At 59.9% G+C, this 24,089-nt stretch carries 26 protein-coding genes; 16 read left to right on the forward strand and 10 right to left on the reverse strand.

Going from position 1 to position 24,089, the window contains the following annotated elements:
• Positions 1–137 precede the first annotated feature (137 nt).
• The 6 genes from D8U70_RS03445 (at position 138) to D8U70_RS03475 (ending at position 5,465) form a co-directional block, all read left to right on the forward strand.
• The gene (locus tag D8U70_RS03445; protein WP_110600253.1) at positions 138–1,262 is read left to right on the forward strand and encodes a polysaccharide deacetylase family protein; all 1,125 of its coding nucleotides are present in this window, start codon (positions 138–140) and stop codon (positions 1,260–1,262) included.
• Between the two features lie 338 nt (positions 1,263–1,600).
• The gene (locus D8U70_RS03450) at positions 1,601–2,995 is read left to right on the forward strand and encodes a PhoH family protein (RefSeq protein ID WP_024011685.1); all 1,395 of its coding nucleotides are present in this window, start codon (positions 1,601–1,603) and stop codon (positions 2,993–2,995) included.
• A gap of 239 nt (positions 2,996–3,234) precedes the next feature.
• Positions 3,235–3,708, forward strand: a complete 474-nt coding sequence (gene moaC / locus D8U70_RS03455; RefSeq protein ID WP_008080206.1) for a cyclic pyranopterin monophosphate synthase MoaC — start codon at positions 3,235–3,237, stop codon at positions 3,706–3,708.
• A complete protein-coding gene (locus tag D8U70_RS03460) occupies positions 3,705–3,947 on the forward strand; it encodes a MoaD/ThiS family protein (RefSeq protein ID WP_016771591.1) in 243 nt (80 codons plus the stop codon). Before moaC ends, D8U70_RS03460 begins: the two co-directional genes overlap by 4 nt.
• Before the next feature lie 2 nt (positions 3,948–3,949).
• Positions 3,950–4,402: a molybdopterin synthase catalytic subunit MoaE gene (gene moaE, locus D8U70_RS03465; RefSeq protein WP_016771590.1), complete on the forward strand. Its 453-nt coding sequence runs from the start codon at positions 3,950–3,952 to the stop codon at positions 4,400–4,402.
• 286 nt (positions 4,403–4,688) lie between these two features.
• A complete protein-coding gene (locus D8U70_RS03475) occupies positions 4,689–5,465 on the forward strand; it encodes an ABC transporter substrate-binding protein (protein WP_110646409.1) in 777 nt (258 codons plus the stop codon).
• Between the two features lie 123 nt (positions 5,466–5,588).
• On the opposite strand, the gene D8U70_RS03480 is transcribed toward D8U70_RS03475, so the two are convergent.
• From D8U70_RS03480 to D8U70_RS03500, 5 genes are all read right to left on the reverse strand, one after another.
• Positions 5,589–6,215 (reverse strand): transcriptional regulator, encoded by a 627-nt coding sequence (locus D8U70_RS03480; RefSeq protein ID WP_073473659.1) that lies wholly within the window; start codon positions 6,213–6,215, stop codon positions 5,589–5,591.
• A gap of 84 nt (positions 6,216–6,299) precedes the next feature.
• Positions 6,300–7,427 (reverse strand): FAD-binding oxidoreductase, encoded by a 1,128-nt coding sequence (locus D8U70_RS03485; RefSeq protein ID WP_073473656.1) that lies wholly within the window; start codon positions 7,425–7,427, stop codon positions 6,300–6,302.
• A gap of 149 nt (positions 7,428–7,576) precedes the next feature.
• Positions 7,577–8,521, reverse strand: coding sequence for an ornithine cyclodeaminase family protein (locus tag D8U70_RS03490; RefSeq protein WP_130928298.1), 945 nt, complete (start codon positions 8,519–8,521; stop codon positions 7,577–7,579).
• A gap of 117 nt (positions 8,522–8,638) precedes the next feature.
• Complete coding sequence (gene rhlB, locus D8U70_RS03495) at positions 8,639–10,117, reverse strand: ATP-dependent RNA helicase RhlB (protein WP_016771585.1); 1,479 nt, start codon at positions 10,115–10,117, stop codon at positions 8,639–8,641.
• A gap of 96 nt (positions 10,118–10,213) precedes the next feature.
• Positions 10,214–10,870: an alpha/beta fold hydrolase gene (locus D8U70_RS03500; RefSeq protein ID WP_122747670.1), complete on the reverse strand. Its 657-nt coding sequence runs from the start codon at positions 10,868–10,870 to the stop codon at positions 10,214–10,216.
• Between the two features lie 468 nt (positions 10,871–11,338).
• On the opposite strand from D8U70_RS03500, the gene D8U70_RS03505 reads away from it, so the two are divergent.
• The 4 genes from D8U70_RS03505 to D8U70_RS03520 all read left to right on the forward strand — a co-directional run bounded on the left by D8U70_RS03505 (position 11,339) and on the right by D8U70_RS03520 (position 15,501).
• The gene (locus D8U70_RS03505) at positions 11,339–12,370 is read left to right on the forward strand and encodes an amino acid ABC transporter substrate-binding protein (RefSeq protein WP_016771583.1); all 1,032 of its coding nucleotides are present in this window, start codon (positions 11,339–11,341) and stop codon (positions 12,368–12,370) included.
• Positions 12,371–12,436: 66 nt separating this feature from the next.
• The gene (locus tag D8U70_RS03510) at positions 12,437–13,618 is read left to right on the forward strand and encodes an amino acid ABC transporter permease (protein WP_071174462.1); all 1,182 of its coding nucleotides are present in this window, start codon (positions 12,437–12,439) and stop codon (positions 13,616–13,618) included.
• A 10-nt stretch (positions 13,619–13,628) separates the two neighbouring features.
• On the forward strand, positions 13,629–14,723 hold the full coding sequence (locus tag D8U70_RS03515; protein ID WP_016771582.1) for an amino acid ABC transporter permease: 1,095 nt from the start codon (positions 13,629–13,631) through the stop codon (positions 14,721–14,723).
• Positions 14,724–14,736: 13 nt separating this feature from the next.
• The gene (locus D8U70_RS03520; RefSeq protein WP_016771581.1) at positions 14,737–15,501 is read left to right on the forward strand and encodes an amino acid ABC transporter ATP-binding protein; all 765 of its coding nucleotides are present in this window, start codon (positions 14,737–14,739) and stop codon (positions 15,499–15,501) included.
• 57 nt (positions 15,502–15,558) lie between these two features.
• Here the strand turns inward: D8U70_RS03520 and D8U70_RS03525 are convergent, their stop codons facing one another.
• Both D8U70_RS03525 and D8U70_RS03530 read right to left on the reverse strand, forming a co-directional pair.
• Positions 15,559–16,047, reverse strand: coding sequence for a type II toxin-antitoxin system MqsA family antitoxin (locus D8U70_RS03525; RefSeq protein WP_122699624.1), 489 nt, complete (start codon positions 16,045–16,047; stop codon positions 15,559–15,561).
• On the reverse strand, positions 16,044–16,355 hold the full coding sequence (locus D8U70_RS03530; RefSeq protein WP_071174464.1) for a type II toxin-antitoxin system MqsR family toxin: 312 nt from the start codon (positions 16,353–16,355) through the stop codon (positions 16,044–16,046). Before D8U70_RS03530 ends, D8U70_RS03525 begins: the two co-directional genes overlap by 4 nt.
• Positions 16,356–16,521: 166 nt before the next feature.
• On the opposite strand from D8U70_RS03530, the gene D8U70_RS03535 reads away from it, so the two are divergent.
• The 5 genes from D8U70_RS03535 to D8U70_RS03560 all read left to right on the forward strand — a co-directional run bounded on the left by D8U70_RS03535 (position 16,522) and on the right by D8U70_RS03560 (position 20,499).
• The gene (locus tag D8U70_RS03535) at positions 16,522–17,181 is read left to right on the forward strand and encodes a FadR/GntR family transcriptional regulator (protein ID WP_071174465.1); all 660 of its coding nucleotides are present in this window, start codon (positions 16,522–16,524) and stop codon (positions 17,179–17,181) included.
• Positions 17,171–18,475, forward strand: a complete 1,305-nt coding sequence (locus tag D8U70_RS03540; protein WP_130928299.1) for a CynX/NimT family MFS transporter — start codon at positions 17,171–17,173, stop codon at positions 18,473–18,475. The genes D8U70_RS03535 and D8U70_RS03540 overlap by 11 nt, the downstream gene beginning before the upstream one ends.
• 190 nt (positions 18,476–18,665) lie before the next feature.
• Positions 18,666–19,136 (forward strand): nuclear transport factor 2 family protein, encoded by a 471-nt coding sequence (locus tag D8U70_RS03550; RefSeq protein ID WP_071174467.1) that lies wholly within the window; start codon positions 18,666–18,668, stop codon positions 19,134–19,136.
• A gap of 40 nt (positions 19,137–19,176) precedes the next feature.
• Positions 19,177–19,479 (forward strand): GIY-YIG nuclease family protein, encoded by a 303-nt coding sequence (locus tag D8U70_RS03555; protein WP_073473642.1) that lies wholly within the window; start codon positions 19,177–19,179, stop codon positions 19,477–19,479.
• Positions 19,480–19,563: 84 nt separating this feature from the next.
• Complete coding sequence (locus D8U70_RS03560; RefSeq protein WP_110600239.1) at positions 19,564–20,499, forward strand: glutathione S-transferase family protein; 936 nt, start codon at positions 19,564–19,566, stop codon at positions 20,497–20,499.
• Positions 20,500–20,617: 118 nt separating this feature from the next.
• Here the strand turns inward: D8U70_RS03560 and D8U70_RS03565 are convergent, their stop codons facing one another.
• Together D8U70_RS03565 and yejK are read right to left on the reverse strand one after the other, a co-directional pair.
• Complete coding sequence (locus D8U70_RS03565) at positions 20,618–20,968, reverse strand: glutaredoxin family protein (protein WP_130928300.1); 351 nt, start codon at positions 20,966–20,968, stop codon at positions 20,618–20,620.
• Complete coding sequence (gene yejK, locus D8U70_RS03570; protein ID WP_016771572.1) at positions 20,968–21,972, reverse strand: nucleoid-associated protein YejK; 1,005 nt, start codon at positions 21,970–21,972, stop codon at positions 20,968–20,970. Before yejK ends, D8U70_RS03565 begins: the two co-directional genes overlap by 1 nt.
• A gap of 395 nt (positions 21,973–22,367) precedes the next feature.
• On the opposite strand from yejK, the gene D8U70_RS03575 reads away from it, so the two are divergent.
• Positions 22,368–22,649 carry an HU family DNA-binding protein gene (locus tag D8U70_RS03575; RefSeq protein WP_003221909.1) on the forward strand — a complete coding sequence of 94 codons (282 nt, stop codon included), beginning with the start codon at positions 22,368–22,370 and terminating at the stop codon, positions 22,647–22,649.
• Positions 22,650–22,843: 194 nt separating this feature from the next.
• On the opposite strand, the gene rlmF is transcribed toward D8U70_RS03575, so the two are convergent.
• Positions 22,844–23,863: a 23S rRNA (adenine(1618)-N(6))-methyltransferase RlmF gene (gene rlmF, locus D8U70_RS03580; RefSeq protein ID WP_122610750.1), complete on the reverse strand. Its 1,020-nt coding sequence runs from the start codon at positions 23,861–23,863 to the stop codon at positions 22,844–22,846.
• Positions 23,864–24,089: the final 226 nt, after the last annotated feature.

The following is a 24,089-nucleotide window of genomic DNA, read 5'->3' on the forward strand; positions in this document are numbered from 1 at the left end:
CTGCGTCACAGTCGTCGGACGCGGAGCGTCCGGGGAGGCGTTACCACGCAGAGCGTGGGAACGATCATCCGTGGCTGAGGGGGAACAGGACAGGATCAGCTATAGTGCCGCGCGGGTTTTGTTATGGAGACATCCCTTTGCGCATTGTTCTTATATTCACCGCGTGGCTGCTGAGCTTCGGCGCCATGGCGGCGCCCGGCGACGCGGCGACGCTGGATCGCACGACCTGGCCGGAGCAGCTCAGCAATCCGACCCTGTTCGACGTCGCGTCGCGGGCGGAAATTCTCATGTTCGCTCGCGGCCTGCTCGGCACCGAGTCCATCGACGAGGCGGCACTGGCCCAGCGCCTGGGCCTGCGCACGGTCAATATCGATGCGGTCAATCAGCTGCGCCAGCGCCTCTGGCAGCGCTTGCTCGCCAACTACAACCACGCCCAGCAAAGCTGCGATCAGGACGCCTCGTTCTGCTTCCTCGTCGAAGACCTGCCGACGCTGCGCGAGCAGGCGGCCAAGTTCGTCGTCAGCGACGACAGTTATTACACCAAGTGGGCCGAGCCGAGCCGGATCTTCCATTTGCAGTACCTCGACGAGTTGATGCGCAAGGCTGCGCTGTCGCCGCAAACCAGTAACGAGTTCGATCGTTTTGGCGACTACGAGCGCAACGGCGACGACATGCACGACCGGCTGTTTCTGCTGACGTTCGACAGCGCCGCCAACGTGCAACCGGACAACACCGACTGGCTGACCGAATACCTGCGCAAGTCCAATCTGAGCGGAACGTTCTTTGTTCTGGGCAAGGATATTCAGGCACGACTCACCGGCCGTTCGGTCAGCAGCCTGCAGGCGAGCTTCTCCCGGCAGTGCGTGGGCGTGCAGGGCTGGGAGTTCCGCTCCCACAGCCATTGGCAGGACTGGCAGGATTCGGTACGACGCAGCGCCGATCTGGTGAAGAACAAACTGCCGGAAAACTACGTGCCGCTGTTCCGGCCGCCGGATGGTCAGCGCCGCAGTGACGCACAAGGTTTCTTCAACAGCCAGGGCCTGCAAGTGGCGCTCTGGGATATCGATGCCCAGGACGGTGCCGGCAAACTCAAGGGCCCGGCGAGCGCGCAGCGAGTGTTGACCCTGATGCTGCTGTGGCGGCACGGGGTGATCAATTTCAACATGAAACAGGATGCGGTGAAGACGTCCTTACCGTGGCTGATCACCCAGACTGCGCAGAGCGGCATCGGCTGGGAAGACTGTCAGGACGCGTTTCGTTGAGAAACGACAAAAAGCCCGAAAACATTGGGCTTGGGGTAATTTTCAGAAGGAATTCGATGCAGGCGGACTTCCGACTTTAGCGGGGTACGAGGAGTCCGCCAAGGGCTTTTCGTCACTCTGCAAAATAAACTTAAAAAAACCGTCAAAGTGCTTTTTTATGTCATCGGTTTTGGAGTATTACGAAGACAGACCGCCGAAACCTGCAACACAGGTGGCGTCTTCCCAGACTCCTATTGTGTGCAGTTCATCCAGGCCCTCGTGGATGAATTCGGCAGTCACCTCGAGGCGCAGCACTGTCAAGGTATTGCGTCGAATGGCTCCCACAAAGGTGACCGAGTATGGATGATCACGGACGCAGCCCTTCCTCCAACCAGCCAATCCTGTATGTACTCGATACCAACGTATTGATTCACGATCCAAATGCCCTGCTGAATTTCGAAGAACACCACGTCGCCATCCCGATGACCGTGCTGGAAGAGCTGGACAAGCTCAAGAGCGGCCATCACAGCGTGGCCGCCGAATGCCGTCAGGCGATCCGCCTGATCGACAAGACCTTGGGCGATGCGTCCCCCGAGGACGTCGAACTGGGTGTGCCGATCCAGCGCGGCAAGGGCGGGCCGAAAGGCTTGCTGTCAATTCTGATGAGCAAACAGGCCGAGTCGAACCTGATTCTGCCCGAGCACCTGAACGACAACAAAATCATCAACCAACTGATTGATCTGCACACCCGCGATCCGCAGAAACCGGTGGTGCTGGTCACCAAAGACATCAACATGCGCCTCAAGGCGCGCGCCTGTGGCATCGACGCCGAGGACTACAGCACCGACCAGTTGGTCGATGACGTGTCCCTGCTGCCCAACGGCTACCACAACATGACCGGCTCCTTCTGGGACCGCGTGAGCAAGGTCGAAACCCGTCAGGACCACGGCCGCACCTGGCATCAGGTGCAACTGATCGATAACCTGCCGGCCGTGCACATCAATGAGTTCATCATCGACGAGCAGGGCTTTGTCGGCTGGATCAAGGAAATCCAGGAAGACCGCCTGCTGATCCTCGACCTGCACCAGGAACCGCTGCTGCATCAGGAGGCCTGGGGCCTGAAGCCGCGCGACATCTATCAGAGTCTGGCCCTGTATGCGTTGCTTGACCCGGACATTCATCTGGTCAACCTGTCCGGCGCCGCCGGTTCCGGTAAAACCATTCTGGCGCTGGCCGCTGCGATCGAGCAGACCATGGTCAGCAAACGTTATCGCCGCATCATCGCCACCCGCAGCGTGCAGGGTCTGGACCAGGAAATCGGCTTCCTGCCCGGCACCGAAGCGGAAAAAATGGAGCCTTGGCTGGGCGCCATCACCGACAACCTCGAAGCCTTGCACATGGATGACGAAAACACCCATGGCAGCGTCGACTACATCCTCAGCAAAGTGCCGTTGCAGTTCAAATCGCTCAACTACATTCGCGGTCGCAGCTTCCAGCAAAGCCTGATCCTGATCGACGAATGCCAGAACCTCACGCCGCACCAGATGAAAACCATCATCACCCGTGCCGGCGCCGGTTCCAAAGTGGTGTGCCTGGGCAACCTGGCGCAGATCGACACCCCTTACCTGTCCGCGACCAGCTCCGGGCTGACCTACCTGACCGAACGCTTCAAGGATTTCCCCAACGGTGTGCACATCACCCTGCAAGGGGTGCCTCGCTCGATCCTGGCCGAATACGCCGAATCGCATCTGTAACCCTTCACCCAAACCGGGCGACCCTTAAAGCCGCCCGGTTTTTTTATGGATAAATGCATGTCTCCTGTGGGAGCGAGCCTGCTCGCGAATGCGATGTATCAGTCGACATCTATGGTGAATCTGAATCCGCTTTCGCGAGCAGGCTCGCTCCCACAGGGGGCAACGGTGATTTCATAATCAGTGATGCGGATATCTGACCCACAGGTTTACAATCCACGCTCCTGATCAGGAGTAATCCCGTGCTGACTCATCTCGATTCCCAAGGTCGCGCCAACATGGTCGACGTCACTGAAAAAGCCGTGACGTTCCGTGAAGCGACCGCTCAAGCGCTGGTGCGCATGCTCCCTGAAACCCTGCAGATGATCGTCAGCGGCGGCCACCCCAAGGGCGATGTGTTCGCCGTGGCGCGCATTGCCGGGATTCAGGCGGCGAAGAAAACCAGCGATCTCATTCCCCTGTGCCATCCGCTGATGCTGACTGGCGTCAAAGTCGAACTCAGCGCCGAGGGTGAGGACAGCGTGCGTATCGTCGCGCGCTGCAAGTTGTCCGGGCAGACCGGTGTCGAGATGGAAGCGCTGACCGCCGCCAGTGTCGCTGCCCTGACCATTTACGACATGTGCAAAGCCGTCGACCGTGGCATGACCATCGAAAGCGTGCGTCTGCTGGAGAAAGTCGGCGGCAAGAGCGGCCACTTCCAGGCGGAGCAGCCATGAAACTGACCGTGAAGTTTTTTGCCCGCTACCGTGAAGCGCTGGGCGTGGATTCGGTTGCGGTTGAAGGCGATTTCGCCACCGTCGATGACGTTCGCGCACTGTTGGCGCAACGTGATGGCGCCGAAGTGCTGAGCGAGCAGAACCTGATGTGCGCACGTAACGAAGACCTCTGCCAGCTCGACGAGCCGGTGGTCGATGGCGACGAAGTGGCGTTTTTCCCCACCGTGACCGGAGGCTGAGCATGGCGATTCGCGTGCAGGCCACGCCGTTCGATCCGGGCGCTGAAGTCAATGCGATGCACGCGGCCAATGTCGGCGTTGGCGCGGTGGTGAGCTTTGTCGGTTACGTGCGCGACTTCAACGACGGTCTCGACGTGGCCGGGATGTTCCTCGAGCATTATCCGGGCATGACCGAAAAAGCCCTCGGCAAGATCGCTGTCGAAGCTGAGCAGCGCTGGCCGCTGTTGAAACTGGAAGTGCTGCACCGCATCGGCGCGCTGGAGCCGGGCGAACCGATCGTCTTCGTCGGCGCCGCCAGCGCCCACCGCCAGGCCGCATTCGATGCCTGCGCCTTCGTGATGGACTACCTGAAAACCCGCGCGCCGTTCTGGAAGAAAGAAAACACCAGCGATGGACCACGTTGGGTCGAAGGGCGTGACAGTGATCATGCCGCCGCTGATCGCTGGAAAAAGTAATTCCTGTAGCGCCCCTCAGTACGCCTTCGCGAGCAAGCTCGCTCCCACATTGGATCTGTGTCGTTCACAAATCCAATGTGGGAGCGAGCTTGCTCGCGAAGGGGCCATCTGTAACGGCAAAAACCTCGCAGACACTCTCTTCTCGCGGATTGACGGTTTGTACCTATAAGTCCAATATGGATTTCCAGGTACAAAAAAAGCTTCAATCCTGCCGCTCGTAGCTCCCCGCTAGCAGCTGCTCTTCTTCATCTTGCCAAACCAACAACAACCCGCGAGAGAATGAACAATGAAGAAACTCCCCCTCATCACCGGCCTTGCCTTCAGCCTGCTGGCCTGTGCCAGCACCTTTGCCGCCGAGAAAACCTTGCGCATCGGCATCGAAGCGGCCTACCCGCCATTCGCGTCGAAAACCGATAAAGGTGAAATCGTCGGTTTCGACTACGACATCGGCAATGCCCTATGCGCGCAGATGAAGGTCAAATGCGTGTGGGTTGAAGGTGAGTTCGACGGGCTGATTCCTTCGCTGAAAGTGAAGAAGATCGACATGGCGCTGTCGTCGATGACCATCAACGAAGATCGCAAGAAGTCGGTGGATTTCAGCCACAAGTACTACTTCACCTCCTCGCGTCTGGTCATGAAGGAGGGCGCCACGGTGGATGACCAGTACGCCAGCCTCAAGGGCAAGAACGTCGGCGTGCAGCGCGCGACCACCACCGATCGTTACGCCACCGAGGTGTTCGAACCCAAGGGCATCAACGTCAAGCGCTACAGCAACAACGAAGAGATCTACATGGACCTGGCGGCGGGGCGCCTTGATGCGATTTTTGCCGACACCATTCCGCTCAATGACTTCCTGTCGATGCCGCGCGGTAAGGGTTACGCGTTTGTCGGGCCGGAGCTGAAGGATCCGAAGTACGTCGGCGAGGGCGCGGGGATTGCGGTGCGCAAGGGCAACGGTGAACTGGTCAGCCAGTTGAACAGCGCCATCGACGGGATTCGCGCGAATGGCGAATATCAGAAGATTTCCGAGAAGTATTTCAAGACCGATATCTACGGCGACTGACAGTCCGTTATCGCTGGCAAGCCAGCTCCCACAGGTTCAGCGGTCGCCATAAATTTTGTGTGTGACGCAATTACTGTGGGAGCTGGCTTGCCAGCGATGGGGCCGGACGAGTCACCGCAGAATTCAGCCCTTCAATTCCTTCAAATGCTTGTACACCGTCGCCCGCCCCATGTTCAGCACATTGGCCACGTAGTTCGAGGCGCTCTTGCCCTTGAACGCGCCCTCGGCGTGCAGCGCCAGCACCAGTTCGCGTTTGTGGTCACGGGTCAGCAGATTCAGGCTCAACTGCCGCTCGCGCAACCAGGCGTGGAGGAAGGTGTTGATGCGCTCCTGCCAGTCATCACGGAACAGTGAGTCCGGCTGCGGAATCAGTTTGCTCGGCGAGAGAAACAGGTCCAGCGCCGCCTTGGCGTTCTCGAACAGGGAAATATTCAGATTGATGCACAGCACCGCCAGCGGATGACCTTCGCTGTCACGCAGCACGGTGCTCAGGCTGCGAATTTTCTGGCCGTCCCAGTTGAGCTTTTCGTACGGGCCGATGTTCCTGTCGCTGACATCCTCGCTGAGCATGTCTTCCAGCGACGAGTCGTCGCCGATCTCGCGCTTGGACAGGTTGTTGGCGATGTAGTCGACCTTCTGCGTGCGCAGGTCGTGCAGCACCACCTCGGCATGGGGAAAGAACAGCGTCGCGATGGCGTCGGCGATGGCGCGGAAGTTATCCAGCGCCGGGTCGAATTCGGGGGCAGTCATGACAGTGAAACTCCAGGCAGCGTCAGCGCCCCTTGTGCCGGGGCGCTGCGAGTGTGCCGCAATCTTTTCGACGAGTCGATGCGATCAAGCCAGTCGGGCCGGGGAGAGCATGGCGCTGTCCAGACCGAATTGATGCAGGTGCTCAGGGAATGGCTCGCCGCGCACCAGCGCCGCACTGGCTTGGCCCATCGCCGGCGACGTCTGGATGCCGTAGCCACCCTGCGCGGCGACCCAGAACAGCCCCGGCACCTGCGGATCGAAGCCGCTGAGCAAATCACCGTCAGCAACGAAACTGCGCAGGCCTGCCCACGTGCGGGTCGGGCGGCGGATGGTCAGCGTGGTGGCCTCTTCGATCTGATAGATGCCCATGGCGATGTCGAGTTCTTCCGGCTGCACGTCGTGCGGTTCGACCGGATCGGCGTTGGCCGGCGAGCCGAGAAACATGCCGGCGTCGGGCTTCATGTAGAAGGATTCGTCGAGGCTGACCAGCATTGGCCAGTGATGAGTGTCCACGCCTTCCGGGCCGGCAAAGATAAATGCGGCGCGGCGCTTCGGTTGCAGCCCCAGCGGCTGCGCTCCGGCCAGGGCAGCGATCTTGTCGGCCCAGGCACCGGCGGCGTTGATGAGCACCGGTGCGCTGAATGTCTCGCCGTTGGTCTGCACGATCCACAGGCCATCGGCATCGCGGCTCAAGCCGAGCACCTCGCAATCGGTGCGGACTTCGCCGTGATTGCGCCGAATGCCGCGCAGGTAGCCTTGATGCAGCGCGTCGGTGTCGATGTCGCAGGCCGATGGGTCGTAGATCGCGCCGTGGACTTTTTCCCGGCGCAGGATCGGCAGGCGCGCGCAGGCTTCGTCGGCGCTGAGCAGTTGCATCTGCGGCACCGTGGCTTTGGCGCTGAGGTATTGGTTGTTCAGTTCGGCGGGATCACCGATGAAGTCGACGGTCATTTCGCCGCGTGGGGTCAGCAGCGGGTGCTCGCAGAAGCCGCTCGGAGGACTGTCGAAAAACGCGCGGCTGGCCTGAGTCAGTGCGCGGACCTGTGCGGTGCCGTAAGCGGCGGTGTACAGCGCGGCGGAGCGACCGGTGGAGTGATAGCCGGGATGGGTTTCACGCTCGAGCACGATCACTTTGCCGTGCGGCGCCAGCCAGAACCCGGTAGAAGCGCCGGCAATCCCGCCGCCGATGATGATGAAATCTGCGTGGCTCATGTGGGTCTCCAGTGGGTACGCAATATCAAGGCGTACGCTAGTCCCTTGTGGGAGCGAGCCTGCTCGCGAAGCGGTGTATCAGTCGACATCTTCGGTGAATGTCAGTCCGCATTCGCGAGCAGGCTCGCTCCCACAGGGGATTTTTGGCGTTAGTGGGTTAAGTGATAAACCGCATTTGCGAGGGCGATGTCTTCCAGGCCCAAGCCGATTGAACGGAAGAACACGTGACGGTCGTAACTCGGGCGCTGCACTTTTTCGCTGAGCAAGTCGGCGAGGTCGCCGACAATCGAATCCTTGCTCCAGCCATGCTGTTCGGCGGCAATCAGCATCTCACCTGCCGAACCCGGCGTGGTCTGACGATAGTCGCAGAACACCTGCATGTCGTTGAGGCTTTGCGGCGGTACTTCATGGGCGCGCGGGGCGTTGGTGCTGATCGAGGTGATCAGCGCCGGTTTGTGCAGTTGCGCCGGATCGATCACCGGCCCGGCAGACGAGGTGCAGAGCATGATCACGTCAGCATTGGAGATGGCGGTCTCGCGGCTGTCGGCAATCTTCAGTGACGGCGCGATGGACTTCAACACAGTCTGTGTTTCCACATCTTCCAGCAGCGATGGCGAATACAGGCTGATGCTCTGCCAGTCGCGCAGCGCCTTGGCGTAATGCAGATGCGCCTGAGCGACCTTGCCGCTGCCGATGATTGCCAGTCGCTGGGCGTCCAACGGGGCGAGGGCGTCGACCGCCACTGCCGTGGTCGCGGCGGTGCGCGCGGTGGTCAGTTCGCCGGCATCACAGAGCAGCAGCGGCTGGCCGGTTTTCATCGACATCAGCAGGGTCCACGCCGTCACCAGCGCACCCTGCTCACGAACGATGTACGGCGAAGTCTTCACTCCGTACACGCCATCCTCAGCCAGCACGCCCAGATAATTGATGAAGTCGCCTGCGCCCTTGGGGAACTCGACCCATTGCTGCGCCGGCTGCACGGCGTTACCGGCCGCCAGATCCCGGAACAGCTTGCGCAGGATTTGCGGAACATCGATACGCGCCAATAGCTCATGGGCCTGGGCTTGATCGATCACATAAGGCGTACTGGACATTTCGCGCTCCGAAACTAAACTTATTTTTCCATTATGGACTTTTAGTTTCTTTGGGCAACCGCCAGGCGTAAAAAAAGCGCAGTCCGTTTCCGGCTGCGCTTTCTCATATAGCGGAGCTTACTGCGGACGCTTTCGCTCAACCGCACGCAGCAGATGCGTCGGCGGGGTTTCGCAGCTGATCTTGCGACCAAGCTTTTCTTCGATGGACGGCAACTGGTAGGAGTCGTCCTCGCCGGCAAAGCTGATCGACACACCGTCAGCGCCGGCGCGACCGGTACGGCCAATGCGGTGCACGTAGTCGTCCGGCACTTCCGGCAGGGTGAAGTTGATCACGTGGCTGATGCCGTCGATGTGGATGCCGCGACCGGCGACATCGGTGGCGACCAGCACGCGAATCTTGCCTTCGCGGAAACCTTCCAGAGTCTTGATGCGCTTGTGCTGCGGTACGTCGCCGGACAGCTGCGCGGCGTTGATGCCGTCACGCACCAGGCGCTCTTCGATGCGGCGTACTTCGTCCTTGCGGTTGGCAAACACGATGACCCGCTCCCAACCGTTATCGTTGACCAGGTTGTAGAGCAGCTTGTATTTGTCGGCAGCGGCCACGGCGTAGATGTGCTGCTCGACGTTCTCGTTGGCGACGTTGGTGATTTCGATTTCGACGATGGCCGGATCGGTGGTCCATTGCTTGGCCAGATTCATCACGTCTTCGGTGAAGGTTGCGGAGAACAGCAAAGTCTGGCGTTCGGACTTTGGCGGGGTCTGGCGAATGATCTGCCGTACCTGCGGGATGAAACCCATGTCGAGCATGCGGTCGGCTTCGTCCAGCACCATCACTTCGACCATATCCAGATGCACGTCGCCGCGCTGGTTGAAGTCGAGCAGGCGGCCCGGCGTGGCGACGAGGATGTCGCAATGACGTGCTTCGAGGTGCTTGAGCTGTTTGTCGAAGTCCATGCCACCGACGAAGGTCATGACGTTGAGGCCGGTGTACTTGGTCAGGTCAGCGGCGTCCTTGGCGATCTGCACCACCAGCTCACGGGTCGGCGCGATGATCAGCGCGCGCGGTTCGCCCATGTAGCGCTCTTTCGGCGGCGGAGTCTGCAGCAACTGGGTGATGATCGAGATCAGGAACGCGGCGGTCTTGCCGGTGCCGGTCTGCGCGCGGCCAATGGCGTCTTTGCCGGCGAGGGTGAAACCCAGCACCTGCGCCTGGATCGGCGTGCAGTACGGAAAGCCCAGGTCCTGGATGGCGTGCATCAGTTCCGGAGCAAGCTTGAAATCGTGAAAGCGGGTTTTGCCTTCCTGCGGCTCGACGACGAAGTCTTCGAGTTTCCATGGAATGACCGGTGCCTTGGGCTTCGGTTCGCGACGTGGCCTGGCCGGTTTCGGCGCTTCGCTGGGTGCAGGCTCTACGGCAATTGGCGCTGGCGCAGCGGGTATTTCTTCTGGCTTCGGTGCGGCTGCGGGAGCGGGGCGGTCGGCCTGCGGGGCATCGGTGCGATGACCGGGGGCGTGCGACGGCGCACTGGGAACTGGCGCGAGCTGCTCAGCCTCGCTTTTACCGAACATCTTCTTGAGTGCTTTGAGCACGGTCATCTCATCAGTTGGTTAAGGAATGTACGCCGGCCAGTGTAATGCAAGAATCGGGCGCGGCGTAGTAGGAGGGATCAATGGGCGGGCATTGCTCGCAAATCAGCGCAGGCGTTCGCTCAGCCAGACGCCGACGTCGCGGATCTCTTCAGGTAACACTTCGTGCTCCATTGGGTATTCCTGCCATGTCACGGTGACACCATGCTTCACCAAATGCTCATAGGCAGTGCGCCCCATCGAGTTCTGCACCACGCCATCGAACTGCCCGTGCAGACACAGCACCGGAATACGCTGCTGACTGGCGGATAACTCCAGTTCGTCGCTGAATGTCGGTGCGTACGTCGACAGCGCCAGCACCCCGCCCAACGGTCCCTGCCATTTAAGGAATGCGGTGTGCAGCACCACTGCGCCGCCCTGGGAAAACCCGGCAAGAAAAATCCGCGAGGCGTCTATTCCGCTGGCGCGCTGGTTTTCGATCAGCTCGATGATGCGCTCTGCCGACGCCTCCAGTTCGTCGCGATCGATCGCCCGGGCCGGGCTCATGGCCTTGATGTCATACCAGCTGGGCATGGCATATCCGCCATTTATCGTCACTGGACGGGTCGGTGCCTGCGGCAGCACAAAGCGCGTGCTCAACAGACTTTCCTGCAACGCCTCGGCTACCGGCAGGAAGTCGTAGCGGTCGGCGCCGAGGCCGTGCAGCCAGATCACGCAGGCGTCTGCGGGCTTAACAGGCTGAAGAATCAAGGGCTCGGTCATGTCTGCTCCAAAAATGTGCGGGCGCTCACAATGAGTGCGTGATTGAAGTGCGCGCCCGGTTGATCCGTTAACAAGATGTCGCAAGGTTACAAGTTTAGCTATTGACGTGTCGCGCAATCACTTTCGCAAGCGGTGTGGTACGGCGTTTGCTATGGAGCTTTGCGTACGAAGCATCCGTTGCGCGGCGGTAACACTATCAGTGTCAGTCGCGCGATGGGATAGCAACGAATCCGGTGATGGATGTTCGCCAATGGCCGCAACGGGCTTAGCGAACGTGAAAGGGCTACAGCCCGTTCGGCCGATTGGTGAGAAGTGAGTGATCCATGATGTGGATTTTCTCCTACTAGACTCATAGCGAAGGTCTTACGTCGGTTGACCCCAAAAAAAGCCAACACGGGTCAACAACGCCTCAAAAGGGTGCGACAGGACTCAAGCTCCGACACAACAAGAGCAAAACTGGAGGTTTGAATGAAGATGTTGAAATCCACTCTGGCGGTCGTGACTGCTGCAGCAGTACTCGGCGTCAGCGGGTTCGCTCAGGCGGGTGCAACCCTGGATGCGGTACAGAAAAAAGGTTTCGTGCAGTGTGGCGTGAGCGACGGTCTGCCGGGCTTCTCGGTACCGGATGCGACCGGCAAGATCCTCGGCATCGATGCCGACGTCTGCCGCGCTGTGGCGGCAGCCGTTTTCGGCGACGCCAACAAGGTCAAGTTCAGCCAGTTGAACGCCAAGGAGCGCTTCACCGCGCTGCAATCCGGCGAGATCGACATCCTGTCGCGCAACACCACCATGACCAGTTCCCGTGACGCGGGCATGGGCCTGAAATTCCCGGGCTTCATCACCTACTACGACGGCATCGGCTTCCTGGTGAACAACAAGCTGGGCGTGAAAAGTGCCAAAGAGCTCGACGGCGCGACCATCTGCATCCAGGCCGGTACCACCACCGAACTGAACGTTTCCGACTACTTCCGTGGCAACGGTCTGAAATACACCCCGATCACCTTCGACACCTCCGATGAAAGCGCCAAGTCGCTGGAATCCGGTCGTTGCGACGTGCTGACCTCCGACAAGTCCCAGCTGTTCGCCCAGCGCAGCAAGCTGGCCTCGCCGAAGGACTACGTGGTGCTGCCGGAAACCATTTCCAAGGAACCACTGGGCCCGGTCGTACGTAACGGCGACGACGAGTGGCTGGCGATCGTGCGTTGGGTCGGCTACGCGCTGCTCAATGCCGAAGAAGCCGGCATCACTTCGAAGAACGTCGAAGCTGAAGCCAAGTCCACCAAGAACCCGGACGTGGCCCGTATGCTCGGCGCTGACGGCGAGTACGGCAAAGACCTGAAACTGCCGAAAGACTGGGTTGTGCAGATCGTCAAGCAAGTCGGCAACTACGGCGAAATCTTCGAGAAAAACCTCGGCAAGAGCACTCCGCTGGAAATCGACCGTGGCCTGAACGCCCTGTGGAACAACGGCGGCATTCAGTACGCACCACCAGTGCGCTAATGGTTCTATCGCCCGGCGGGCCAACCGCCGGGTGATGTTCTTGTTCCATTTCTTCCGGGGCACTTCATGCAAAATTCAATCGGCGCACCAAAGCAGAGGCTCAGCCTCAGCGATCCACGAGTGCGTGCGTGGCTATTCCAGATCATCACCGTTGTGGCGGTGGTCTCGCTTGGCTGGTACCTGTTCGACAATACGCAAACCAACCTTCAGCACCGGGGCATCACCTCCGGTTTCAGCTTTCTGGAGCGCAGTGCCGGATTCGGCATCGCTCAAACCCTGATCGACTACACCGAAGCGGACAGTTACGCGCGGGTGTTTGTCATCGGCCTGCTCAACACCCTGTTGGTGACCTTTATCGGCGTGATCCTGGCGACGATTCTCGGTTTCATCGTCGGCGTGGCGCGGCTGTCGCAGAACTGGATCATCGCCAAGCTGGCGACGGTGTATGTGGAAGTGTTCCGCAACATTCCGCCGCTGCTGCAGATCCTGTTCTGGTACTTCGCGGTGTTCCTGACCATGCCGGGGCCGCGCAACAGCCACAACTTCGGCGACACTTTCTTCGTCAGCAGCCGTGGCCTGAACATGCCGGCCGCACTCGCTGCCGACGGTTTCTGGGCGTTCGTGATCAGCATCGTCCTGGCCATTGTCGGCATCGTGCTGATGTGCCGCTGGGCCAACAAGCGCTTCGAAGAAACCGGCGTACCGTTCCACAAGTTCTGGACCGGCCTGGCAATTGCGCTGGTGATCCCGACCCTGTGCGCGCTGATCTTCGGCGCTCCGCTGCACTGGGAAATGCCCGAGCTCAAGGGCTTCAACTTTGTCGGCGGCTGGGTGTTGATCCCGGAACTGCTGGCGTTGACCCTGGCGCTCACCGTGTACACCGCAGCGTTCATCGCCGAGATCGTACGTTCCGGGATCAAGTCGGTCAGCCACGGCCAGACCGAAGCGGCGCGTTCCCTCGGCCTGCGCAACGGCCCGACCCTGCGCAAAGTGATCATTCCGCAAGCCCTGCGCGTGATCATTCCGCCGCTGACCAGCCAATACCTGAACCTGGCGAAGAACTCCTCGCTGGCCGCCGGTATCGGTTACCCGGAAATGGTTTCGCTGTTCGCCGGCACCGTGCTCAACCAGACCGGGCAGGCCATCGAAGTGATTGCCATCACCATGAGCGTGTACCTGGCGATCAGTATCAGCATTTCCCTGCTGATGAACTGGTACAACAAGCGCATTGCGCTGATCGAGCGGTAAGGAAAAGCGCATGAGTACTCATACTTTCAAACCCGACATGCCTCCACCGAACAGCAGCATCGGCGTGGTGGCGTGGATGCGCGCAAACATGTTCTCCAGCTGGCTCAACACCCTGCTGACGCTGTTTGCGTTCTACCTGATCTACCTGGTCGTGCCACCGATCCTCAGTTGGGCGATTGTCGATGCCAACTGGGTCGGCACCACGCGCGCCGACTGCACCAAGGAAGGCGCCTGCTGGGTGTTCATTCAGCAGCGCTTCGGCCAGTTCATGTACGGCTATTATCCGACCGAACTGCGCTGGCGCGTCGACCTGACCGTGTGGCTGGCGGTCATTGGCGCAGCACCGCTGTTCATCTCGCGCGTGCCGCGTAAAGCGGTGTACGGCCTGAGCTTCCTGGTGCTGTACCCGATCATTGCCTTCACTTTGCTGCATGGCGGTTTCGGAATGACCACCGTGCCGACCAGCCAGTGGGGCGGCCTGATGCTGACTCTGGTGATCGCCACCGTCGGCATCGCCGGAGCATTGCCGCTGGGCATCGTGCTGGCGCTGGGACGGCGTTCCAATATGCCGGCGATTCGTGTGGTCTGCGTGACCTTCATCGAGTTCTGGCGCGGCGTGCCGTTGATCACGGTGCTGTTCATGTCCTCGGTGATGTTGCCGCTGTTCCTGCCCGAAGGCATGAACTTCGACAAGCTGCTGCGGGCGCTGATCGGCGTGATCCTGTTCCAGTCGGCCTACGTCGCCGAAGTGGTGCGCGGTGGTCTGCAAGCGATTCCCAAAGGGCAGTACGAAGCGGCTGCAGCGATGGGCCTCGGTTACTGGCGTTCGATGGGCCTGGTGATTCTGCCGCAAGCGCTGAAGTTGGTAATCCCGGGCATCGTCAACACGTTCATTGCGCTGTTCAAGGACACCAGCCTGGTGATCATTATCGGCCTGTTCGACCTGCTCAACAGCGTCAAGCAAGCCGCCGCCGACCCGAAATGGCTGGGCATGGCCACCGAAGGCTACGTGTTCGCCGCCCTGGTGTTCTGGATTTTCTGTTTTGGTATGTCGCGCTATTCCATGCATCTGGAACGCAAGCTCGACACTGGCCACAAGCGTTAGGAGTTCTCTGTAAATGAGCGAAGCAATCAAAAAGCCTGTGGGTCCGGAAGGCATCATCCAGATGCAGGGCGTGAACAAGTGGTACGGCCAGTTTCACGTACTCAAGGACATCAACCTCAACGTCAAACAGGGCGAGCGCATCGTCCTGTGCGGCCCGTCGGGTTCCGGTAAATCGACCACGATCCGTTGCCTCAATCGTCTGGAAGAACACCAGCAGGGCCGCATCGTCGTCGATGGCGTGGAACTGACCAATGACCTCAAGCAAATCGAAGCGATCCGTCGCGAAGTCGGCATGGTGTTCCAGCACTTCAACCTGTTCCCGCACCTGACCATCCTGCAGAACTGCACCCTGGCGCCGATGTGGGTGCGCAAGATGCCCAAGCGCAAGGCCGAGGAAATCGCCATGCATTATCTGGAACGCGTACGCATTCCGGAGCAGGCACACAAGTATCCGGGGCAGCTTTCCGGCGGTCAGCAACAGCGTGTGGCGATCGCCCGCGCCTTGTGCATGAAGCCGAAAATCATGCTGTTCGACGAACCGACGTCAGCGCTTGATCCGGAGATGGTGAAAGAGGTTCTCGATACCATGATCGGTCTGGCCGAAGACGGTATGACCATGCTCTGTGTGACCCACGAAATGGGCTTTGCCCGCACCGTGGCCAACCGCGTGATCTTCATGGACAAGGGCGAAATCGTTGAACAGGCCGCGCCGAACGATTTCTTCGACAATCCGCAGAATGATCGGACCAAGTTGTTCTTGAGTCAGATTTTGCATTGATGCCCGTCAGGCACTGAAACAAACCCGGACTCAGTTCCGGGTTTGTTTTATCTTGGCTCATCTGGCCAGAACAGGTTCCCGCTCCGGGTAACGAGTTTCCAGAAGCTGTTTGAGACCGTCGTCTGCGTGAAGTGCCTGAATTTCCTCTAGCAGATCGGGATGACGATCCAGAAGCCGCATCAGTGTGAACAACGGCTGCGGCGGAGCCAGTTCGCCGCGTTCATATCGTGAAAACGCATTATGCCCACCTCCTGACAGCCACTTCACCGCACTTCTTTGAGTGAGATGGAGCTTTCGGCGAATACGCTTCATTTCGGTACCGATCAGCCCAAGTACGTCTTCGAGTAATTGATCGCCGGCGTCTACGTAGCGCTCGGCACTGTCGGTACCACTGTCAAAAATGATTTCGCCACAGACCCTGCACTCCCAGCCGGCAAGAAGGTGTACGGGCCGCGAAAACTGTTTGTAATTGACGTCGAGACTGCGATCTTGAAAGTGGTGCATTGCGTGTTCGGTGCCGCAACTCAGGCATTGCCTCTTGCTCATGTGTTTTTCTCCTTGAAGGAGATCACCGGAGACCCACCGCTGGTGCAGTAGGTCACTTTGATGTAGATCTCCCGATTTCGAAACGATACGTGATAGACGTCGTGCCAGTTCCGATGGTTGGAATAAGAGGTCATGGATTTGTAGAGCATCCGCCGCTCAAGCGTTGCCACAACCTGCATCATCACTTTCCAGGACATGCCCATGTCCCGGCCTGTCTCAAGTGCATAACGTGTAAAGGCTTCTTTGCCTCGTCTAATTACTTCGGCCTTCACGACTGCCAAGTCGTAATGGGGTGTGTTCTTTTCCATAAGAAGCCAAAAACCTGTCCCTGAAATTACCCTTAAAGGGTAATTTTGACCAATCGAAAATGCCGCTCCATGTGTCTCCGATTGACCCTAGGTGGTTGCCGTCCTACATGGGTCTGACTAACATGTCGGAAAATTCATCCTATGATTGGATGAAAAGGTGAGGCTCATGTCCGAAATTTCCCCTTTGATCAAGCGATCCCTGGTCGATCAGGCTTTGGATCAACTGCGTCAGCGCATCAACAGCGGTGCGTGGCAGGTCGGCGAGCGTCTGCCGACCGAGCCTGAGCTGTGCGCCGAGTTGGGCATCAGCCGCAACACAGTGCGTGAGGCGATGCGTGTTCTGGCGTTCTCGGGATTGATCGAAATTCGCCAGGGCGACGGCAGTTATCTTCGTGCGCTGGTCGACCCGCTCGACACACTTAAAGCGCTATCGCGTTGTTCGCTGGAGCAGGCCCGGGAGACCCGGCACATCCTTGAAGTCGAGGCCATCGGCCTGGCGGCGTTGCGTCGTACCGATGAGGATCTGGCGGCGCTGCGTGAAGCGCTCGGCACCAGCGGCAGCCATTACCACGGCGATCTCGACACCTATATCGCCTGCGATCTGGTGTTCCATCGCCGACTGGTCGACGCCGCCCACAACCCGACCCTCAGCGAGTTGTATCGCTACTTTTCCAGCATCGTCGGCGCGCAATTGCGCCAGACCCTGAATATCTCCCCGCGCCGTCAGGAAGTGTTCGATCTGCACATCGACTTGCTCGATGCGGTCGAGCAACGCGACCCGGAACGGGCAAAAGCCTTGTCGAGGCAGTTGATCAATGAACCTTGAAACCGAGAAGACCATGTCCCGCAGTGAGTTATCCACAGCGTCGAAGCGCACCCCCGAACTTGAAGAGCTGCTGATCGATGCCGAGGCTGATGACGAGCAGGTGCAGCAAAGCCATCCGTTGGTAAAACGTCCATGGCTGTTGCTGCTCGGGTTGATTCTGGTGGCGCTGAACCTGCGCCCGGCGTTGTCGAGCATGGCGCCATTGCTCAGCGAGGTCTCCAGAAGCCTCGGGCTGTCTGCGGCGCAGGCGGGATTGCTGACCACGTTGCCGGTGCTGTGCCTGGGCTTGTTCGCACCGCTGGCACCGATTCTGGCGCGGCGTTTCGGTGCTGAGCGGGTGGTGCTGGGGATTCTGCTGACACTGGCCGGCGGCATCATCCTGCGCAGCAATTTCGGCGAGATCGGCCTGTTCGCCGGCAGCGTCCTTGGCGGCGCCAGCATCGGCATCGTCGGCGTGCTGCTGCCAGGCATCGTCAAACGCGACTTCGCCAAACACGCCGGGACCATGACCGGCGTCTACACCATGGCCCTGTGCCTGGGCGCTGCGATGGCGGCGGGTTCGACCGTGCCGCTGAGTGAGCACTTCGGCAACAGCTGGGCGATGGGCCTGGGCTTCTGGGTGATTCCGGCATTGGTGGCGGCGGTTTTCTGGCTGCCACAAGTCGGCTCCAAACATGGCGCACACAACGTCGTCTATCGCGTGCGCGGCTTGCTGCGTGATCCGCTGGCCTGGCAGGTGACCTTGTACATGGGCCTGCAATCGTCGCTGGCCTACATTGTGTTTGGCTGGTTGCCGTCGATCCTCATCGGGCGCGGGCTGACACCGACTCAGGCCGGATTGGTGCTGTCCGGTTCGGTGATCATTCAACTGGCCAGTTCGCTGGCCGCGCCGTGGCTGGCGACCCGTGGCAAGGATCAGCGTCTGGCGATCGTCGTGGTCATGGCGCTGACCCTGGCCGGCCTGTTCGGCTGCCTGTACGCACCGATCGAAGGTCTGTGGGGCTGGGCGATTCTGCTCGGCCTGGGGCAGGGCGGTACGTTCAGTCTGGCCCTGACCCTGATCGTCCTGCGCTCGCGCGATTCCCATGTCGCGGCGAATCTGTCGAGCATGTCGCAGGGTTTTGGCTACACCCTGGCGTCCATGGGGCCGTTTGCCGTGGGCGTGGTGCATGACTGGACCGGCGGCTGGAATGCTCTGGGCTGGATTTTCGGCATTATCGGCGCCGGTGCAATCCTCGCCGGGCTGGGTGCCGGCCGGGCGCTGTATGTGCAGGTGCAAAGCGAAAAGCTCTGAATGCACTGGGTGCAAATGTGGGAGCGAGCCTGCTCGCGAAAGCGGTGTTTCGGTCAACATAGATGTTGAATGTTGAATTGCCTTCGCGAGCAGGCTCGCTCCCACTAGGGTTTTGCGTATTGCCGATAGTGTTTCTGCGCGCGGCAGATTATGGTGCTGGCAATCTGTACCTATTTCTTTGGAGACTGCCTTGAGCGAAGCCCATAGCGCCCTGATCACCCGCTTCTACCAAGCCTTTCAGCGCCTTGACGCAGAAGCCATGGCCGCCTGCTACACCGATGACGTGGTCTTCAGCGATCCGGCCTTTGGTGAACTGCGCGGGCGCGATGCCGGCGACATGTGGCGCATGCTGACTACCCGCGCCAAGGATTTCTCCCTGACCTTCGACAACGTCCGCGCCGACGAACGCAGCGGCGGAGCACACTGGGTCGCGACCTACCTGTTCAGCCAGACCGGCAACATCGTCATCAACGATATCCAGGCGCGATTCGTGTTCCGGGACGGCAAGATCTGTGAGCACCACGACCACTTCGATCTGTGGCGCTGGTCGCGCCAGGCGCTCGGTTTCAAAGGCCTGCTGCTGGGCTGGACGCCGCTGGTGCGCAACGCCGTCCGCGCCCAGGCGCGCAAGGGACTGAAGGCATTTCAGGCCGGGCGCTGATAAGATCGCCGCCTGTTTTCCTACACGTTCAGATCCCGAAGTGACCAGTCTTAGCGAACAATCCGTCGATGCTGCCGAGCCAGTGAGCAAATCCTGGTTCGTCTACCTCGTGCGTGCCGCCAATGGCTCGTTGTACTGCGGAATCAGCGACGACCCGGTGCGGCGTTTTGCCAAGCACCAGAGCGGCAAGGGCGCGCGGTTCTTTCTCTCCAGCCCGGCGATGGCGCTGGTCTACACCGAACTGTGCCGCGACAAAAGCGATGCTTTGCGCCAGGAGCGGCTGATCAAGAAGCTGCGCAAGAGCGCCAAGGAATGCCTCGTCGCGTCTTATCAATCTGACTGATTGGTTCCCATCAGGCAGATCTGTAGGCTGCTATTCAAATGCACGCTAAGCTGCGGGCTCACTATCTGAGCGGCGGAGCCGAGCATGTCCGAGTTGATTCTGCACCATTACCCGACCTCTCCATTTGCCGAGAAGGCGCGCCTGCTGCTGGGCTTCAAAGGTCTGTCCTGGCGTTCGGTGCATATTTCCCCGGTGATGCCCAAGCCTGATCTGACGGCATTGACCGGTGGCTACCGCAAGACTCCAGTGTTGCAGATCGGTGCTGACATCTATTGCGACACCGCGCTGATCGCTCGACGCCTGGAACAGGAAAAAGCCCTGCCGGCGTTCTTCCCCGAGGGCCAGGAAATGACCAGCGCCAGTTTCGCGGCGTGGGCCGACTCGGTGGTGTTTCAGCACGCGGTGAGCCTGGTGTTCCAGCCAGAATCGGTAGCCGTGCGTTTCGGCAAATTGCCGCCGGAAGCGATCAAGGCATTCCTGGCCGACCGCGCCGGTTTGTTCAGCGGTGGCAGCGCCACGCGTCTGTCCGCCGAGCAGGCCAAACATCAGTGGCCGACGATCATGGCGCGTCTGGAGCAGCAGTTGCAGCGCGAGCAGGGCGACTTCCTCTTCGGCGAGCCATCGATTGCCGACTTCGCCCTGGCGCATCCGCTGTGGTTCCTCAAGGCGACGCACGTGACGGCGCCGCTGGTGGATGAATATCCGGCGGTCGCGGCGTGGCTGGGTCGGGTGCTGGGGTTCGGCCATGGCGCGGCGAGCGAGATGTCTTCCGCCGAGGCACTGGAGGTCGCGCATAACGCGACGCCAGCGGCATTGCCGGATGAGCGGTTCGTCGATCCGAACGGCTTCAAGGCCGGCCAGCAAGTGGCAATTGCCGCTATCGATTACGGCGTTGATCCGGTGGTGGGCGAGCTACTGTTTGCTGGCAGTGAAGAGCTGATCATTCGCCGTGAAGACGAACGTGGCGGCGTGGTGCATGTGCACTTCCCGCGCTTTGGGTTCCGTATCGAAGCGCGCTGATTTATCCAGTCAGCTGCAAAACCTGTGGGAGCGAGCCTGCTCGCGAAGACGAAGGATCATTCAACATTGTTGTTGGCTGATGCAGCGCTTTCGCGAGCAGGCTCGCTCCCACAATGGATTATTTCAGGGCAGCGAGGATTTCTTCCGGATCAAACCCGCGAATCAACGTACCGTTCACATCGATCAGCGGAATCCCGCGTCCACCCAATGCCTCATACGCCTTGCGCGCATCGGCATCCTTCTCGATATCGAACTCCTTGAACGCAATACCCTTGCTGTCAAGAAAGCGCTTGGTCTGCTTGCAGTAGCCGCACCAGTCGGTAGCGTAGAGCACGACATTGGCTTGCGCCCGGGTTTGCTGCGAGACCATCTGCGAGGGATTGAACACTCGCTCGATCTTGCCCCAGTTCTGATAAACCACGACCACCAGCAGCACCAGGGCGACTTTTTTCAGCACATTGCCGAGCATCAGTTACGCCGCTTCAGCTGGTCGGTCAGCGAAGTCGGCAGGCCTTTGATGATCAGGGTGCCGTTCTCTTCGTCGTACTCGATCTTCGACCCCAGCAGATGCGCTTCGAAGCTGATCGACAGGCCTTCGGCGCGGCCGGTGAAGCGGCGGAATTGGTTGAGGGTACGTTTGTCCGCCGGGATCTCCGGCGACAGGCCATAGTCCTTATTGCGGATGTGATCGTAGAAGGCTTTCGGGCGTTCTTCGTCGATCAGCTCCGACAGCTCCTCAAGGCCCATCGGTTCGCCGAGCTTGGCCTGGCTGCTGGCATAGTCGACCAGAGTCTTGGTTTTCTCGCGGGCCGAGTCTTCCGGCAGGTCTTCGCTCTCGACAAAGTCGCTGAAGGCTTTGAGCAGGGTGCGGGTCTCGCCGGGGCCGTCGACGCCTTCCTGGCAGCCGATGAAGTCGCGGAAATATTCCGAGACCTTCTTGCCATTCTTGCCCTTGATGAACGAAATGTACTGTTTGGACTGCTTGTTGTTCTGCCACTCGGAAACGTTGATCCGCGCTGCCAGATGCAACTGGCCAAGGTCGAGATGGCGCGAAGGCGTTACGTCGAGCTCGTCGGTCACCGCCACGCCTTCGCTGTGGTGCAGCAGGGCGATCGCCAGGTAGTCAGTCATGCCTTGCTGATAGTGGGCGAACAGCACGTGGCCGCCCACCGACAGGTTGGATTCTTCCATCAGCTTCTGCAGATGCTCGACCGCCACTTTACTGAACGCGGTGAAGTCACGGCCGCCGTCCATGTACTCCTTCAACCAGCCGCTGAACGGGAATGCGCCGGATTCCGGATGGAACAGGCCCCAGGCTTTGCCCTGTTTGGCGTTGTAGCTTTCGTTGAGGTCGGCGAGCATGTTTTCGATGGCGGCGGACTCGGCCAGTTCAGAGTCACGGGCGTGCAGAACTGCGGGCGTGCCGTCGGGTTTTTTGTCGATCAGGTGGACGATGCAATGACGGATCGGCATGGGCTTCTCGGCTGTTGGAAGGGAGGAGGGCAGGCTCCCCCGAAAAAGCGCTCAGTGTACCGCAACCACTGGTTTTGGCGCGGGTTGCAGGGCAAAACCGGGGCGCGCACCTGGCCTTAAGCGGTTTTTTACCGATTTAGCGCAATAAAGCTGACCAAATGGGTAGCTAGAGGCGGATATTTCCTTGTCGCTGTGCTAGTTTTGCCCGGTCTTACGCGAAGTCACTGCGTTAAGCGTGCATTCAGCATTTGTCAGGTCGAACCAAACCCTGATTTCGGCATCTATAACCCGACTCGTCGTGGTTATCGCCGAGGGTGCCAGATCCAGAAGATCGGGCTCGATGGCTGACACTGCACTCTGCAATCCATATGAATTTGATAGGGAAGGAACACTACATGGCTCTTACTAAAGACCAACTGATCGCCGACATCGCTGAAGCTATCGACGCGCCGAAAACCACCGCGCGTAACGCTCTGGACCAACTGGGCCAAATCGTTGCCGATCAGCTGGAAAACGGCGGCGAAATCACCTTGCCAGGTATCGGCAAGCTGAAAGTGACCGAGCGTCCTGCCCGCACCGGCCGTAACCCTTCGACTGGCGCTGCCATCGAAATCCCTGCAAAGAAAGTGATCAAGCTGGTTGTGGCCAAAGGCCTGACCGACGCTGTGAACAAGTAAGACGCAGCGATAAAAAAACCGTGCTTCGGAGTGATCCGGGGCACGGTTTTTTTGTGTCTGTGATTTGACGGTCAAGTCGCGGGCAAATGTGGGAGCGAGCCTGCTCGCGAAAGCGGTGGGTCAGTCGATATTGAAGCTGACTGACACGCTGCCTTCGCGAGCAGGCTCGCTCCCACAGGGGGATCTGCTGTGTCTTAGCGCACCCAGCGCTCGCGCCGCCAGATCTGCTGCTCGGACTTGGTCTGAAAGGTCCAGGCGACAAAGCGGCTCTGCTTCTGCCCCTGCGACATCTCCACGACCTGGCTCTCCAGCACGCCAGCCTTCTTCAGTGCCGTCTCGATGGCCGGCAGGTTCGAGGCCTTCGACACCAGGGTGCTGAACCACAACACCTTGTGCTGGAAGTTCGCGCTCTCGGCAATCAACTGCGTCACGAAGCGCGCTTCACCGCCTTCACACCACAGCTCCGCCGATTGCCCGCCGAAGTTCAGCACCGGCAGCTTGCGTTTCGGGTCGGCCTTGCCCAAGGCGCGCCACTTGCGCTCGCTGCCCTTGGTCGCTTCTTCCATCGAAGCGTGGAACGGCGGGTTGCACATGGTCAGGTCAAAACGCTCGCCCGGCTCCAGCAAGCCGATGAGGATGTGCTTGCGGTTTTCCTGCTGGCGCAGCTGGATCACCTTGCTCAGATCATTGGACTGCACGATGGCTCGCGCCGCCGCCACGGCTGTCGGATCGATCTCCGAGCCGAGGAAGTGCCAACGGTATTCGCTGTTGCCGATCAGCGGATAAACGCAGTTGGCGCCCATGCCGATATCCAGCACATTGACGATCGCGCCGCGCGGCACCTTGCCGTCGTTCATGCTCGCCAGCAGGTCGGCGAGAAAGTGCACATAGTCGGCACGCCCCGGAACCGGAGGGCAAAGATAGTCTGCCGGGATGTCCCAGTGCTGGATGCCATAGAACGCCTTGAGCAGCGCCCGGTTGAACACCCGTACCGCGTCGGGGCTGGCGAAGTCGATGCTTTCCTTGCCGTACGGGTTGGTGATCACGTACTTGGCCAGTTCCGGCGTGGTCTTGATCAGTGCCGGAAAGTCGTAACGACCCTGATGGCGATTGCGCGGATGCAGGCTGGCCTTCTCGCGCGGCTCGATGGCTTTGCTCGGGGACGCGGCGTCAGGCTTCTTGCGCGCAGGTTTGGGTGTGCGGGGGGCGGTCATGGGCGTGGTCGATTCGGGTATGGCTGAAAGTGGCGGGCATTGTCCCACATCTGAAGGCAACACCGTTCAAACTGTGGGAGCGAGCCTGCTCGCGAAGGCGGTTTCACATCCGGCAGATTTGTCGGCTGACACAGCGCTTTCGCGAGCAGGCTCGCTCCCACAGGGGACTCGAGGTTTTGCAGGAATAAAAAAGGGAGGCCACTTGGGCCTCCCTTTTTCAGTGCGG

The organism is Pseudomonas sp. Sample_20 (genome assembly GCF_004307585.1).
Classification (GTDB): domain Bacteria; phylum Pseudomonadota; class Gammaproteobacteria; order Pseudomonadales; family Pseudomonadaceae; genus Aquipseudomonas; species Aquipseudomonas atacamensis.

Coding starts and splice junctions, on each gene's coding strand:
- D8U70_RS03450 (WP_024011685.1), top strand. CDS start 1,601: ATGGATGATCACGGACGCAGCCCTTCCTCCAACCAGCCAATCCTGTAT.
- D8U70_RS03460 (WP_016771591.1), top strand. CDS start 3,705: ATGAAACTGACCGTGAAGTTTTTTGCCCGCTACCGTGAAGCGCTGGGC.
- moaE (WP_016771590.1), top strand. CDS start 3,950: ATGGCGATTCGCGTGCAGGCCACGCCGTTCGATCCGGGCGCTGAAGTC.
- D8U70_RS03475 (WP_110646409.1), top strand. CDS start 4,689: ATGAAGAAACTCCCCCTCATCACCGGCCTTGCCTTCAGCCTGCTGGCC.
- D8U70_RS03480 (WP_073473659.1), bottom strand. CDS start 6,215: ATGACTGCCCCCGAATTCGACCCGGCGCTGGATAACTTCCGCGCCATC.
- D8U70_RS03485 (WP_073473656.1), bottom strand. CDS start 7,427: ATGAGCCACGCAGATTTCATCATCATCGGCGGCGGGATTGCCGGCGCT.
- D8U70_RS03490 (WP_130928298.1), bottom strand. CDS start 8,521: ATGTCCAGTACGCCTTATGTGATCGATCAAGCCCAGGCCCATGAGCTA.
- rhlB (WP_016771585.1), bottom strand. CDS start 10,117: ATGACCGTGCTCAAAGCACTCAAGAAGATGTTCGGTAAAAGCGAGGCT.
- D8U70_RS03500 (WP_122747670.1), bottom strand. CDS start 10,870: ATGACCGAGCCCTTGATTCTTCAGCCTGTTAAGCCCGCAGACGCCTGC.
- D8U70_RS03505 (WP_016771583.1), top strand. CDS start 11,339: ATGAAGATGTTGAAATCCACTCTGGCGGTCGTGACTGCTGCAGCAGTA.
- D8U70_RS03510 (WP_071174462.1), top strand. CDS start 12,437: ATGCAAAATTCAATCGGCGCACCAAAGCAGAGGCTCAGCCTCAGCGAT.
- D8U70_RS03515 (WP_016771582.1), top strand. CDS start 13,629: ATGAGTACTCATACTTTCAAACCCGACATGCCTCCACCGAACAGCAGC.
- D8U70_RS03520 (WP_016771581.1), top strand. CDS start 14,737: ATGAGCGAAGCAATCAAAAAGCCTGTGGGTCCGGAAGGCATCATCCAG.
- D8U70_RS03525 (WP_122699624.1), bottom strand. CDS start 16,047: ATGAGCAAGAGGCAATGCCTGAGTTGCGGCACCGAACACGCAATGCAC.
- D8U70_RS03530 (WP_071174464.1), bottom strand. CDS start 16,355: ATGGAAAAGAACACACCCCATTACGACTTGGCAGTCGTGAAGGCCGAA.
- D8U70_RS03535 (WP_071174465.1), top strand. CDS start 16,522: ATGTCCGAAATTTCCCCTTTGATCAAGCGATCCCTGGTCGATCAGGCT.
- D8U70_RS03540 (WP_130928299.1), top strand. CDS start 17,171: ATGAACCTTGAAACCGAGAAGACCATGTCCCGCAGTGAGTTATCCACA.
- D8U70_RS03560 (WP_110600239.1), top strand. CDS start 19,564: ATGTCCGAGTTGATTCTGCACCATTACCCGACCTCTCCATTTGCCGAG.
- D8U70_RS03565 (WP_130928300.1), bottom strand. CDS start 20,968: ATGCTCGGCAATGTGCTGAAAAAAGTCGCCCTGGTGCTGCTGGTGGTC.
- yejK (WP_016771572.1), bottom strand. CDS start 21,972: ATGCCGATCCGTCATTGCATCGTCCACCTGATCGACAAAAAACCCGAC.
- D8U70_RS03575 (WP_003221909.1), top strand. CDS start 22,368: ATGGCTCTTACTAAAGACCAACTGATCGCCGACATCGCTGAAGCTATC.
- rlmF (WP_122610750.1), bottom strand. CDS start 23,863: ATGACCGCCCCCCGCACACCCAAACCTGCGCGCAAGAAGCCTGACGCC.